This window comes from Streptomyces liangshanensis (assembly GCF_011694815.1).
GTDB classification, from domain to species: domain Bacteria; phylum Actinomycetota; class Actinomycetes; order Streptomycetales; family Streptomycetaceae; genus Streptomyces; species Streptomyces liangshanensis.
Map to the genome: position 1 here is coordinate 3980577 of NZ_CP050177.1, position 12625 is coordinate 3993201.

The 12625-nt window shown below is 68.7% G+C and carries 9 protein-coding genes; 3 read left to right on the forward strand and 6 right to left on the reverse strand.

Annotated elements, in window-relative coordinates; all coding sequences use genetic code 11:
• Nucleotides 1–83: 83 nt before the first annotated feature.
• Nucleotides 84–1526 (forward strand): CCA tRNA nucleotidyltransferase, encoded by a 1443-nt coding sequence (locus HA039_RS17150; RefSeq protein ID WP_167030423.1) that lies wholly within the window; start codon nucleotides 84–86, stop codon nucleotides 1524–1526.
• Nucleotides 1527–1537: 11 nt separating this feature from the next.
• Here the strand turns inward: HA039_RS17150 and HA039_RS17155 are convergent, their stop codons facing one another.
• From HA039_RS17155 to HA039_RS17165, 3 genes are all read right to left on the reverse strand, one after another.
• Nucleotides 1538–2851: an MFS transporter gene (locus tag HA039_RS17155; RefSeq protein ID WP_167030426.1), complete on the reverse strand. Its 1314-nt coding sequence runs from the start codon at nucleotides 2849–2851 to the stop codon at nucleotides 1538–1540.
• A gap of 125 nt (nucleotides 2852–2976) precedes the next feature.
• Nucleotides 2977–4059 carry an inositol-3-phosphate synthase gene (locus tag HA039_RS17160; RefSeq protein ID WP_167030429.1) on the reverse strand — a complete coding sequence of 361 codons (1083 nt, stop codon included), beginning with the start codon at nucleotides 4057–4059 and terminating at the stop codon, nucleotides 2977–2979.
• A 55-nt stretch (nucleotides 4060–4114) separates the two neighbouring features.
• Nucleotides 4115–4834 carry a PadR family transcriptional regulator gene (locus tag HA039_RS17165; RefSeq protein WP_167030432.1) on the reverse strand — a complete coding sequence of 240 codons (720 nt, stop codon included), beginning with the start codon at nucleotides 4832–4834 and terminating at the stop codon, nucleotides 4115–4117.
• A 370-nt stretch (nucleotides 4835–5204) separates the two neighbouring features.
• Here HA039_RS17165 and HA039_RS17170 point away from each other — a divergent pair, with 370 nt between their 5' ends.
• Complete coding sequence (locus HA039_RS17170) at nucleotides 5205–7856, forward strand: transglycosylase domain-containing protein (RefSeq protein ID WP_167030435.1); 2652 nt, start codon at nucleotides 5205–5207, stop codon at nucleotides 7854–7856.
• Nucleotides 7857–7996: 140 nt separating this feature from the next.
• Entirely contained in the window at nucleotides 7997–9514 is a 1518-nt protein-coding gene (locus HA039_RS17175; RefSeq protein WP_167030438.1) for a glycosyltransferase family 87 protein, read from the forward strand.
• A gap of 209 nt (nucleotides 9515–9723) precedes the next feature.
• On the opposite strand, the gene HA039_RS17180 is transcribed toward HA039_RS17175, so the two are convergent.
• From HA039_RS17180 to HA039_RS17190, 3 genes are all read right to left on the reverse strand, one after another.
• The gene (locus tag HA039_RS17180; protein WP_167030441.1) at nucleotides 9724–10755 is read right to left on the reverse strand and encodes an alanine racemase; all 1032 of its coding nucleotides are present in this window, start codon (nucleotides 10753–10755) and stop codon (nucleotides 9724–9726) included.
• A gap of 124 nt (nucleotides 10756–10879) precedes the next feature.
• Complete coding sequence (locus HA039_RS17185; protein ID WP_167030443.1) at nucleotides 10880–11998, reverse strand: lipid II:glycine glycyltransferase FemX; 1119 nt, start codon at nucleotides 11996–11998, stop codon at nucleotides 10880–10882.
• Nucleotides 11999–12194: 196 nt separating this feature from the next.
• Nucleotides 12195–12509 (reverse strand): hypothetical protein, encoded by a 315-nt coding sequence (locus HA039_RS17190; RefSeq protein WP_167030446.1) that lies wholly within the window; start codon nucleotides 12507–12509, stop codon nucleotides 12195–12197.
• Nucleotides 12510–12625: the final 116 nt, after the last annotated feature.

The window sequence follows — 12625 nt, forward strand, 5'->3', positions numbered from 1 at the left end:
CCCGCCCGAAACCCGTGCATCGGAGGCCGGGCCGCCGGAAACGGGGGAGCCCGCACCGGCCAGGACACGTAATCTTTTCTGTTGTGCCGAACGCCAATGAAGACAATCCCAGCGCACTGAACCAGGTGCAGCGCCGTGCGGTCAGCGAACTGCTCCGGGTGTCCCCCGTCGCGGACGACCTCGCACGCCGATTCCAGGATGCCGGATTCACGCTCGCCCTGGTCGGCGGTTCCGTCAGGGACGCGCTGCTCGGCCGGCTCGGCAACGACCTGGACTTCACCACCGACGCCCGCCCCGAGGACGTCCTGAGAATCGTCAGGCCCTGGGCGGACTCGGTCTGGGAGGTCGGTATCGCCTTCGGCACGGTCGGCAGCCAGAAGGACGGCTACCAGATCGAGATCACCACGTACCGCTCCGAGGCCTACGACCGGACCTCACGCAAACCCGAGGTGTCCTACGGGCGGACCATCGAGGAAGACCTCGTGCGCCGCGACTTCACGGTCAACGCGATGGCCGTCGCCCTGCCGCAGAACGACTTCATCGACCCGCACGGCGGCCGGGACGACCTCGCCGCCCGCGTGCTGCGCACCCCCGGCACCCCCGAGGACTCGTTCTCCGACGACCCGCTGCGCATGCTCCGGGCCGCGCGCTTCGCCGCCCAGCTCGACTTCGAGGTCGCCCCCGACGTGATCGCCGCCATGACGGCGATGGCGGACCGGATCGAGATCGTCTCCGCCGAGCGGATCCGCGACGAACTCAACAAGCTGCTCCTCTCCACATACCCCCGCAAGGGCCTCGCCCTGCTCGTGGACACCGGGCTCGCCGAGCGGATCCTGCCCGAGCTGCCGGCCCTGCGCCTGGAGAGCGACGAGCACCACCGGCACAAGGATGTGTACGAGCACTCACTCACCGTGCTGGAGCAGGCGATCGACCTGGAGGAGGACGGCCCCGACCTCATCCTCCGGCTGGCCGCGCTGCTCCACGACATCGGCAAGCCCCGGACGCGGCGCTTCGAGAAGGACGGCCGGGTCTCGTTCCACCACCACGAGGTGGTCGGCGCCAAGCTCACCAAGAAGCGCATGACCGCGCTCAAGTACTCCAACGACCTGATCCGCGACGTGTCCCGGCTGGTGGAACTCCACCTGCGGTTCCACGGGTACGGCACCGGCGAGTGGACCGACTCGGCGGTCCGCCGCTACGTCCGCGACGCAGGCCCCCTGCTCGGACGGCTCCACAAGCTGACCCGCTCGGACTGCACCACCCGGAACAAGCGCAAGGCGAACGCCCTCTCCCAGGCCTACGACGGCCTGGAGGACCGCATCGCCCAGCTCCAGGAACAGGAAGAGCTGGACTCCATCCGGCCCGACCTCGACGGTAACCAGATCATGGAGATCCTCGGCGTCGGCCCCGGCCCCGTGATCGGCGCCGCCTACACGTTCCTGCTGGAACTGCGGCTGGAGAACGGACCGATGGAACGCGACGCGGCGATCACCGCCCTCAAGGAGTGGTGGGCCACCCAGGAGTAACGGCACCGGGGTCATGTTTCACGTGAAACATGACCCCCGTCGAGACGTTCCCAGGGCGATGTTTCACGTGAAACATCGCCCTTGCGCGTCATCGCCACCGCGACAGCCGCGTAGAGGAGCGCCACCGCCACCACCAGCGGCGCCGACCGGCCGTCCTGCGGCAGCACCAGCGCCGCCACCGCGGCGGCCCCGACGAAGGCGACGTTGAACAGCACGTCGTACAGCGAGAAGACCCGGCCCCGGAACGCGTCGTCGACCGCCGTCTGCACCACCGTGTCCGTCGCGATCTTCGCCCCCTGCGTCACCAGCCCCAGGACAAACGCGGCCACCAGCAGCGGTGCGGGCGCGAAGGGCAGCCCCAGCAGAGGCAGCAGCACCGCCGCGGAACCCGCGCACAGCGCCGTCCAGGCGGCCGTGCCGAGCCGCCCGGCCGCCCAGGGGGTGATCACCGCGGCGGCGAAGAACCCCGCCCCGGACACCCCGAGAGCAAGGCCGAGCAGCGCCAGCCCGTCCGACTCCCGGTCCGTCCACGCGTACCGGCAGAGCATCAGCAGCATCACCGTCAGCGCCCCGTAGCAGAAGCGCATCACCGCCATCGCCACCAGCGCACGCGCCGCCGCCGGGCGCCGCCCCAGGTGCCGCAGCCCGTCCCCGAGCCCCCGCGCGGTGGACGCCACCGCCGCACCGAACCGCGGCCGGTCCGGCGCCCTCTCCGGGCCCAGCAGGTCACGCGCCATCAGGAGCGAGGCCAGTGCGGCACAGAGATAGAGGACAGCGCCCAGCAGCACCACGGCGGCGGCGGAGTCCGCGACCGTCAGCCGCACGAGGAAGGCGAGCCCGCCCCCGGCGGTCGCCGCGAGCGTCCCGGCCGTCGGGGAGAGGGAGTTGGCGACCACCAGGCGCTCCGCGTCCACCACCCGCGGCAGGGCGGCCGACAGCCCCGCGAGGACGAACCGGTTGACCGCCGTCACCGACAGCGCCGAGACGTAGAACAGCCAGTCGGGCACCTGCGCCAGGATCAGCAGCGCCGTACAGCCGGACAGGACGGCCCGCAGCAGGTTCCCGTACAGGAAGACCTGCCGGCGCCGCCAGCGGTCCAGGAGCACGCCCGCGAACGGTCCGATCAGGGAGTACGGCAGCAGCAGCACCGCCATCGTCGAGGCGATCGCGGCCGGCGAGGTCTGTTTCTCGGGGGAGAAGACCACATAGGTGGCGAGCGCGACCTGGAACACACCGTCGGCCGCCTGGGAGAGCAGACGGACGGTCAGCAGGCGGCGGAAATCACCGAGGCGCAGCAGGACGCGCAGATCACCTACGACGGGCATGGAGCCAGCGTCACACACCCGCGGGTGACACAGAAGGGACAGGCGGCACGGAAGAGGAGGGTCACCGGGCCGGCGGCCTGGTGACCCTCCTCGGGCGGAGCGTTAGTTGCTCCTCAAGCGGAGCTTTAGTTGTCGACCTCGCCGCGGATGAACTTCTCGACGTTCTCCCGGGCCTCGTCGTCGAAGTACTGCACCGGCGGGGACTTCATGAAGTACGACGACGCGGAGAGGATCGGGCCACCGATCCCGCGGTCCTTCGCGATCTTCGCGGCGCGCACGGCGTCGATGATGACACCCGCCGAGTTCGGGGAGTCCCAGACCTCGAGCTTGTACTCCAGGTTCAGCGGGACGTCACCGAAGGCGCGGCCTTCGAGGCGGACGTAGGCCCACTTGCGGTCGTCGAGCCACGCCACGTAGTCCGACGGGCCGATGTGCACGTTGTCGGCGCCCAGGTCGCGGTCGCGGATCTGGGAGGTGACGGCCTGCGTCTTGGAGATCTTCTTGGACTCCAGGCGCTCACGCTCGAGCATGTTCTTGAAGTCCATGTTGCCGCCGACGTTCAGCTGCATCGTGCGGTCCAGGACAACGCCCCGGTCCTCGAAGAGCTTCGCCATCACGCGGTGTGTGATGGTCGCGCCGACCTGGGACTTGATGTCGTCGCCGACGATCGGGACCCCGGCCTCGGTGAACTTGTCCGCCCACTCCTTCGTACCGGCGATGAAGACCGGGAGGGCGTTGACGAAGGCGACCTTGGCGTCGATGGCGCACTGCGCGTAGAACTTCGCGGCGGCCTCGGAACCGACGGGCAGGTAGCAGACGAGAACGTCCACCTGCCGGTCCTTGAGGGTCTGGACGATGTCGGCCGGCTCCTCGGCGGACTCCTCGATCGTCTCGCGGTAGTACTTGCCCAGGCCGTCCAGCGTGTGGCCACGCTGCACGGTGATGCCGCTGGAGGGCACGTCACAGATCTTGATGGTGTTGTTCTCGCTGGCGCCGATGGCATCCGCGAGGTCGAGGCCGACCTTCTTCGCGTCGACATCGAAGGCGGCGACGAACTCGACGTCCCGCACGTGGTAGTCGCCGAACTGGACGTGCATCAGACCCGGGACCTTGCCCGCCGGGTCGGCATCCTTGTAGAACTCGACGCCCTGCACCAGCGAGGCGGCGCAGTTGCCCACGCCGACGATGGCTACGCGAACCGAACCCATTCCGCTTGCTCCCTGTGATCTCAGTGTTCTGATGAGGCCCGCGAGATGCGGGCACTCACGTGGCCGTGTCGGCGGACGGATCCGGCGACGGGCCGCCGCGACCCGGGGGCGTACCCCCGGGAGACGCGGCGTCCCGGTGCCGGGGCAGGCCGTCCACCTCCACGGATGTCTCTTCCTGCTCGGCGGGGTCCCCGGGGCCGGACCGTCGCCGGTCCCGCCCCGCCCGCTCGCTCTCGATGAGCTCGTTCAGCCAGCGCACCTCGCGCTCCACGGACTCCATGCCGTGCCGCTGGAGCTCCAGCGTGTAGTCGTCGAGGCGCTCGCGCGTACGGGACAGGGAGGCGCTCATCTTCTCCAGGCGCTCCTCCAGCCGGCTGCGGCGGCCTTCCAGCACGCGCATCCGCACCTCGCGCTCCGTCTGACCGAAGAAGGCGAACCGAGCCGCGAAGTGCTCGTCCTCCCACGCGTCGGGACCGGTGTGCGACAGGAGCTCCTCGAAGTGCTCCTTGCCGGCCGCCGTGAGGCGGTAGACGATCTTCGCCCGGCGCCCCGCGAGGGACGCGGCGAGAGCGTCCTCCGGCGCGCTCCCCGGTTCCTCGATCAACCAGCCGCTCGCGACCAGCGTCTTGAGGCACGGATAGAGCGTCCCGTAACTGAACGCCCGGAAGATCCCCAGCGACGTGTTGAGCCGTTTCCGCAGCTCATAGCCGTGCATGGGGGACTCGCGGAGGAGACCGAGGACGGCGAACTCAAGGATGCCCGAGCGTCTGCTCACCCTTCGCCTCCTCCGTCGTTCAGGACCCTTATGCCGTACTGATGTATCGACTCGATACATCACGACGATAGAGGGGAGATGCTCCTGCGACAAGAGGGGACATGGTGAACGGCGTCACATCCTTAATTCTCATAAAGCAACTTGCCTGGTTTGGCATGAACTTCAGCTCTCGGAGGGGTTTGACCGTGCGTAGTCTGTGCGGCATGCAGACCACCGGGGACCCTGGGGCGCGAGTGGACGACAAGCCGCTCAACCCACCGGATGCATGGCGGATGAGCCCGACACCGGGCCCGTCCGTACTGAGGTTGGGGGTACCGGAACTCAACTGCCGCTTCCAGGCGTATGCGCCTGCCCGAGGAGTAGTCGTTCGATGAGCGAGCACCGTCGCAAATCGCCACAGTCGCAGAGTGGCGGACGTGCCGCGGCCAGGCGTGCGGCCCAGCAGCCGTCCGGCCGTCGCGCGGATCATTCCCGTGAGGCCGATCCGGCCGCGCCCTCCGACTCCTACGAGGAGGAGCGCCCCGCAGGCGGCCGCGCCGAGGCCAGACGCGCCTCGCAGCGCGGCGGCCGGCGTGCCGGACATCCGGAGGGACCACCCGGTCGCGGCGGTCCGCCGCGCAAGAAGCGCATCATCGACTACCCGCGCCACGACAAGTACGGCTGGCGGCGCTGGACCCCCTCCTGGAAGCTGACCACGGGTCTCTTCCTGGCCTTCTGCGGCTCGCTCATGGGGGCCGCGTCGATCGCGTACGCCATGGTGGAGACGCCGAGCGTCGTCGACACCGCGGTCGCCCAGAACAACGTGTACTACTGGGCGGACGGCACGGAGATGGCGGCCACCGGTGGTGAGGTCAACCGGCAGATCCTCGAGTACGCCGCGATCCCGAAGTCGATGCAGAACGCGGTGGTCGCCGCCGAGAACAAGACGTTCTGGACCGACTCCGGCGTCGACCCCAGGGGCATCGCCCGCGCCTTCGTGAACATGGCCAAGGGCGGCGAGACGCAGGGTGGCTCCACGATCACCCAGCAGTTCGTCAAGAACGCGGTCCTCAACGACCAGAACCAGACCCTGGGCCGCAAGGTCAAGGAGTTGTTCATCTCCATCAAGGTGGGCAACACGTGGGACAAGCACGAGATCATGGCGGGGTACCTGAACTCCTCCTACTACGGACGCGGCGCCTTCGGGATCCAGGCCGCCGCCCGTACGTACTACGGAGTGGACGCGGACAAGCTGAACGTCAGCCAGTGCGCGGTCCTCGCCACGCTCCTCAAGGGCGCCACTTACTACGACCCGGCCGGTGCCACCGAGTACGACCCCGCTGCCACCGCCAAGGACAACCTCCGGCGCGCCACCGTGCGGTGGTCGGGCATCCTCGACGAGCTGGTGATCGAGGGCAAGCTCAGCAAGGCGGATCGCGCCACGTACACCAAGTTCCCGATGCCGGACGCGCCCAAGAAGAACGACAAGCTGGGCGGGCAGACCGGATACCTGGTCGACCTCGCCAAGTCGTACGTCCTCAACAACACCGGCCTCGGCATCGACGAGAAGACGCTGTCCGCGGGCGGCTACGAGATCCACACGACCTTCCAGAAGGACAAGGTCCTGGCCCTCGAGAAGGCCGTCAGCAAGGTCTACGACGCGAAGATCAACCCCAAGAAGCGCCCGGACACCGACACACACGTCCAGTTCGGCGGCGCCTCCGTCGACAACGCGACGGGCGCGATCCTCGCCATCTACGGCGGGCAGGACGCCACCAAGCACTTCACCAACAACGCCAACGAGACGGGCGCGCAGGTCGGATCGACCTTCAAGCCGTTCGTCCTGGCCGCCGCGCTGCGGGACGGGGTGCAGGATCCCAAGGGAACCGGGGACCGCATCCTCATCTCGCCGGACAAGGCCATCTACAACGGCGACAACGAACTCAAGATCAAGAGATTCGACGGCTCCATCTGGACCGACAAAGAAGGCAACGGGTGGCGCCAGACCAACGACGGTGACGAGTCGTTCGGCCCCATCGACCTGCGTGAGGCCATGCGGGAGTCCGCCAACTCCCCCTACGTCCAGCTGGGCATGGACGTCGGCATCCCGCAGGTGCGGCAGGCCGCCGTCGACGCGGGTCTGCTCAACAACGGGTCCATGAACCACAACGACGTCCCGTCGTTCTCCATCGGCATCTCCACGCCGAGCGCGATCCGCATGGCGGGCGCCTACTCGACCTTCGCGTCCAGCGGCAAGCAGCGGGACCCGTACTCCGTGCAGAAGGTGGTCCAGAAGGGCCGGGCCGTCTACACCCACGAGGCCACCGTCAAGTCCCCCTTCTCCAAGGTGGTCGCGGACAACGTCACCGACGTCCTCAAGACCGTCGTGGAGGACGGCACCGGAACCAACGCACAGCTCCCGGGCCGCGACGTCGCCGGCAAGACCGGCACCACCGACGGCAACAAGTCCGCCTGGTTCGTCGGCTACACCAAGCAGATCTCCACCGCGGTCGACATGTACCGGCTGGACGACGACGCGACGAACACGAACCGCAAGTTCGAGGAGATGTTCGGCACCGGTGGGGAGAAGAAGATCCACGGAGCGTCCTTCCCGTCCACCATCTGGCGCGACTACATGATGGAAGCCATGAAGGGCAAGAAGTCCCTGCCCTTCCCCAAGCCCGAGCCCTTCGGCGAGGCCTGGTACGGCGGCGGCGCCAGCCCCAGCCCCACACCGAGCAAGACCCCCTCGCCGAGCGAGACCCCCTCCGAGACGCCCAGCGAAACCCCCTCGGAGACCCCCAGCGAGACCCCCTCCGAGGACCCCACCCCGTCCGAGACCTGCACCAGGCTCTTCGGATGCGGTGACAACAACGGCGGGCAGAACGGCGGCGGGCAGAACGGCGGCAACAACAACGGCGGGCAGAACGGCGGCGGGCAGAACGGCGGCAACACCGGGACCCCCTCCACCACCACCTCACCCCCCGGTGACCCCGGTGGCGGCGCCGGCGACGGAGGCATCTTCGGCGGCCAGCAAGGCTGACCGCCCGGCCGACAGGGCCCGCCCTTCACCGCGGACCCCCGCAGCGCCCACGAGGGCCGCCGCACCCCGCGTACCCACCCGGTACGCGCGGGTACGGCGGCCCTCGCCGCGTCACAGGGCCGTACGGCAGGATGGGCGCCATGCCCAGCGCAGAAGAGACAGCCGTGCCCCAGGACCGACCGGTCGTCGCCCCCACCCGGCAGGACGAGATCGCCGCCGCCGGCAGCGAACTGATCGGCGGCCCCGCCGGGCGCTGGGCCTGGCACGGCAGCAGCCGCCTCACCCCCGTGCGCGTCATCGCCCTCGTCGCGATCGGCATGTTCGCCCTCGGCATGGCCCAGAAGATGCCCTGCTACGACTGGGCGTGGTTCCGCGGCGCCACCTCGCAGTACACCCACGCCTGCTACTCGGACATCCCGCACCTCTACGTAGGACGCGGCTTCGCCGACAACCTCGTCCCGTACTTCGACCGCCTCAACGGCGACATGCAGTACCTGGAGTACCCCGTCCTGACGGGCCTCTTCATGGAGGTCGCCTCCTGGCTCACCCCCGGCGGCTCCATGCAGTACCGCGAGCAGATGTACTGGATGGTCAACGCGGGCATGCTCATGATCTGCGCGGCCGTCATCGCCGTCTGCACCGCGCGCGTCCACCGCCGCCGCCCCTGGGACGCCCTGCTCGTCGCCCTCGCGCCCGCCTTCGCGCTCACCGCGACCATCAACTGGGACCTGCTCGCCGTCGCCCTCACCGCCGCCGCGATGCTCATGTGGTCCCGCTCCAGGCCCCTGGCCTTCGGCATCCTCATCGGCCTCGCGACCGCCGCGAAGCTCTACCCCGTCCTGCTCCTGTGCCCCCTGCTCTTCCTCTGCTGGCGCGCCGGGAAGTTCCGGGAGTACGCCATCGCCGTCCTCGGCGCGGCCGGCGCGTGGCTCGCGGTGAACCTCCCCGTGATGCTCCTCGCCCCCCAGGGGTGGGAGAAGTTCTACACGTTCAGCCAGGAACGGGGCATCGACTTCGGGTCCTTCTGGCTCGTCATCACCCAGCGCACCGGCCGCCCCATCAACATCGAGACCGTCAACACCGCCGCGACCCTCCTCGTCGCCCTCGGCTGCGCCGGCATCGGGGCCCTGGCGATGATGGCGCCCCGGCGGCCGCGCTTCGCGCAGCTCGCCTTCCTCGTCGTCGCCGTCTTCATCCTCACCAACAAGGTCTACTCACCGCAGTACGTCCTGTGGCTCGTCCCGCTCGCCGCGCTGGCCCGCCCCCGCTGGCGCGACTTCCTCGTCTGGCAGGCCTGCGAGGTCATGTACTTCCTGGGCATCTGGATGTACCTCGCGTACACGATGAGCGGCGACAGCCACAAAGGCCTCCCCACCGAGGGCTACCAGCTCGCCATCGCCCTGCACATCGCCGGGACCCTGTACCTGTGCGCGATGGTCGTACGCGACATCCTGCTCCCCGAACGGGACGGCGTACGGGCCGACGGCTCCGACGACCCCTCGGGCGGGGTCCTGGACGGGGCGGAGGACGTCCACGCCCTCGGGCTCACGGCGGGGTCGCCGTACGGCGACGAGCCGCCCGGGGACGGCCCGCGGGTCGACTGGGGAGCTCCGCCGCCCGACGCGGAGCCGGCGGGACGGCCGTCAGGGGCCGTCTGAGGCGGTACGGAGGCCCCGTACCGCTCCCTGGGTCGTACGAGCGCCTCTGGGCCGTACGAGCGCTCGTAGCGGCTCTCCGAGCCGTCTGACGGCTCGGAGAGGCCACGGCCCCCGCCCCCAGGACGGCAAAAAGGCGCCCGGAGGCTGTGAAAGCCCCTGGGCGCCCTCCGGGAACAGGCCGGATCAGCGCCTGCCGAGAACCGCCGGGATCAGCGGTCGACGATCCGGTCGAACTGCGTCGTCGTGTGGCGCAGATGCGCCACCAGCTCCGCCCCCACCTGCGGCTCCTGCGCGTCCGACGGCACGAACAGGATCGACACCTGCATGTGCGGCGGCTCCGCGAACCACCGCTGCTTGCCGTCCCACACGAACGGCGACAGGTTCCGGTTCACCGTCGCCAGACCCGCCCGCGCCACACCCTTGGCCCGCGGCATCACCCCGTGCAACGCCTTCGGGGCCTCCAGGCCCACCCCGTGCGACGTCCCGCCGGCCACCACGACCAGCCAGCCGTCCGACGCCGCCTTCTGCTGCCGGTAACCGAACCGGTCACCCTTCGAGACACGCGTCACGTCCAGGACCGCGCCCCGGTACTCCGTGGCCTCGTGATCACCCAGCCACAGCCGCGTCCCGATGCGGGCCCGGAAACGCGTCTGCGGGAACTGCTGCTGCAAGCGCGTCAGCTCCTGCGCCCGCAGGTGGCTCACGAACATCGTGTGCAACGGCAACCGCGCCGCACGCAACCGGTCCATCCAGCCGATGACCTCCTCGACCGCGTCGGAACCGTCCGTACGGTCCAGCGGGAGGTGCAGGGCGAAGCCCTCCAGCCGTACGTCCTCGATGGCCGCGTGCAACTGGCCGAGCTCCTCCTCCTTCACCCCGTGCCGCTTCATCGAACTCATGCACTCGATGACCACACGGGCGCCCACCAGGGCGAACACGCCGTCCACGGAGGAGACCGACCGCACCACGCGGTCCGGCAGCGGAACCGGCTCCTCCCCCCGCCGGAACGGCGTCAGGACGAGCAGGTCGCCACTGAACCAGTCCTTGATCCGGGCGGCCTCGTAAATGGTGCCGACAGCGAGCATGTCGGAACCGAAGCGGGTCGTCTCGTCCGCGAGACGTTCATGACCGAAGCCGTAGCCATTGCCCTTGCACACCGGGACGAGCCCGGGGAACTGATCGATGACCGACTTCTGATGCGCCCGCCAGCGCGCGGTGTCGACGTAGAGAGAGAGCGCCATGCCGGGCCGGAACCTTTCTCGTGGCAGCGGTGTGATGAAGGAAAGGATGTGATGAGGGAAAGGATAGGAACAAACTTGGCAATCCCGGCGGCATCACGGAAACTCCGCCCGCCCGCCGGTACGGTCAGCGCCGCGACATGTACATGTCGAGCGCCTTGTGCAACAACTTGTTCAGCGGGAAGTCCCACTCCCCGATGTACTCGACGGCCTCGCCACCGGTACCCACCTTGAACTGGATCAGACCGAAGAGATGATCCGTCTCGTCCAGCGAATCCGAGATGCCCCGCAGGTCGTAGACCGTCGCACCCATCGCGTACGCGTCACGCAACATCCGCCACTGCATCGCGTTCGACGGCCGTACCTCACGCTTGTGATTCGCCGACGCCCCGTACGAGTACCAGACATGGCCACCGACGATCAGCATCGTCGCCGCCGCCACGTTCTCACCCTCGTGACGCGCGAAATACAACCGCATACGATTCGGGTCCTCGGTGTTCAGGACACTCCACATACGCTGGAAGTACGAAAGCGGCCGCGGCCGGAAATGATCACGCTCCGCGGTGATCTCGTACAGCCGCTGCCACTCCTCCAGGTCCTCGTAACCGCCCTGGACCACATCGACACCGGCCTTCTCGGCCTTCTTGATGTTCCGCCGCCACAACTGGTTGAAGCCCTTGAGGACATCGTCCAGCGAACGATTCGCCAGCGGCACCTGGAACACGTAACGGGGCTGCACGTCACCGAAACCGGCGCCGCCGTCCTCCGCCTGCTGCCAGCCCATCTTCCGCAACCGGTCCGACACTTCGAACGCACGCGGCTCGATGTGCGTCGCCTCGACATCACGCAGCCGCTTCACATCCGGGTCCTGGATCCCCGACTTGATCGCACCCGCGTCCCACCGGCGGATCACCACCGGCGGCCCCATCTTCACCGAGAACGCGCCCTGGTGCTTGAGGTGCGCCAGCATCGGCTGCATCCACTCGTCCAGGTTCGGCGCGTGCCAGTTCAGCACCGGACCCTCCGGCAGGTACGCCAGATACCTCTTGATCTTCGGCAGCTGCCGATACAACACCAGCCCGACACCGACGAGTTGACCGTCCTTGTCGAACCAGCCCAGGTTCTCCGAACGCCACTCCGTCTTCACGTCGGCCCAAGCCGGGACCTGGCAATGACTCGCCGCGGGCAGACTCTGGATGTACGCCAGATGCTGCTCACGACTGATGGTCCTCAGGGTCAGGCTCATGCGGGGCGCTCCTCGGCAGGTGTGTCCCCATGGATACAGGGGCTCCGGCTCTCGCGCCGAAGCCTACTGCGCCCGTGAAGCGCCCCGACTGGCCGTGCGGCGCAGTGACCCGCCGGCTCCCGTCACCCCGACCCTTCGGCTCCTCGTCACCCCGACCCGTCGACCCCCGTCACCATCACCCGACCCGACCGACCCGTCAGCCGATCACCCCGCCGAACAGACCGCCGTGCGCCATGCCGATGAAGAACCCGACCCCCGAGGCCCCCAGACCCAGGACCGCCAGGAACCGCTCACGTGTCGTGATCGAGATGAACTGCGCGTAACCACCCGCCAGGATCCCCACCAGCCCCGCCCACGACGTGAGCAGATGCAGGTTGTGGAAGAACGCCGTCGTCACGGCCAGCACGCCCAGCACCCACGCCAAGGCGATCAGACTGTCCTGGAGCGGATGAACCTTTCCGTCCGAAGCGAAGAGGGACCTGCCCGCGTTCGGTCGCATTGCCTGTGCCATGAGGCACCTCCTGGCGTTGCCGGAAGGCGGCGCATCCTAGCGCCGCACACACCCGATGTGTACAGATTGTCCCCGCCCGGGGCCGGATTTCAACCGGAAGCCGCTCTACGGGTAGT

Bases quoted from the DNA above. Each gene is read 5' to 3' on its own strand.
- HA039_RS17160 (WP_167030429.1), bottom strand. From the start codon at position 4,059: ATGGGTTCGGTTCGCGTAGCCATCGTCGGCGTGGGCAACTGCGCCGCC.
- HA039_RS17170 (WP_167030435.1), top strand. From the start codon at position 5,205: ATGAGCGAGCACCGTCGCAAATCGCCACAGTCGCAGAGTGGCGGACGT.
- HA039_RS17180 (WP_167030441.1), bottom strand. From the start codon at position 10,755: ATGGCGCTCTCTCTCTACGTCGACACCGCGCGCTGGCGGGCGCATCAG.
- HA039_RS17185 (WP_167030443.1), bottom strand. From the start codon at position 11,998: ATGAGCCTGACCCTGAGGACCATCAGTCGTGAGCAGCATCTGGCGTAC.
- HA039_RS17155 (WP_167030426.1), bottom strand. From the start codon at position 2,851: ATGCCCGTCGTAGGTGATCTGCGCGTCCTGCTGCGCCTCGGTGATTTC.
- HA039_RS17190 (WP_167030446.1), bottom strand. From the start codon at position 12,509: ATGGCACAGGCAATGCGACCGAACGCGGGCAGGTCCCTCTTCGCTTCG.
- HA039_RS17175 (WP_167030438.1), top strand. From the start codon at position 7,997: ATGCCCAGCGCAGAAGAGACAGCCGTGCCCCAGGACCGACCGGTCGTC.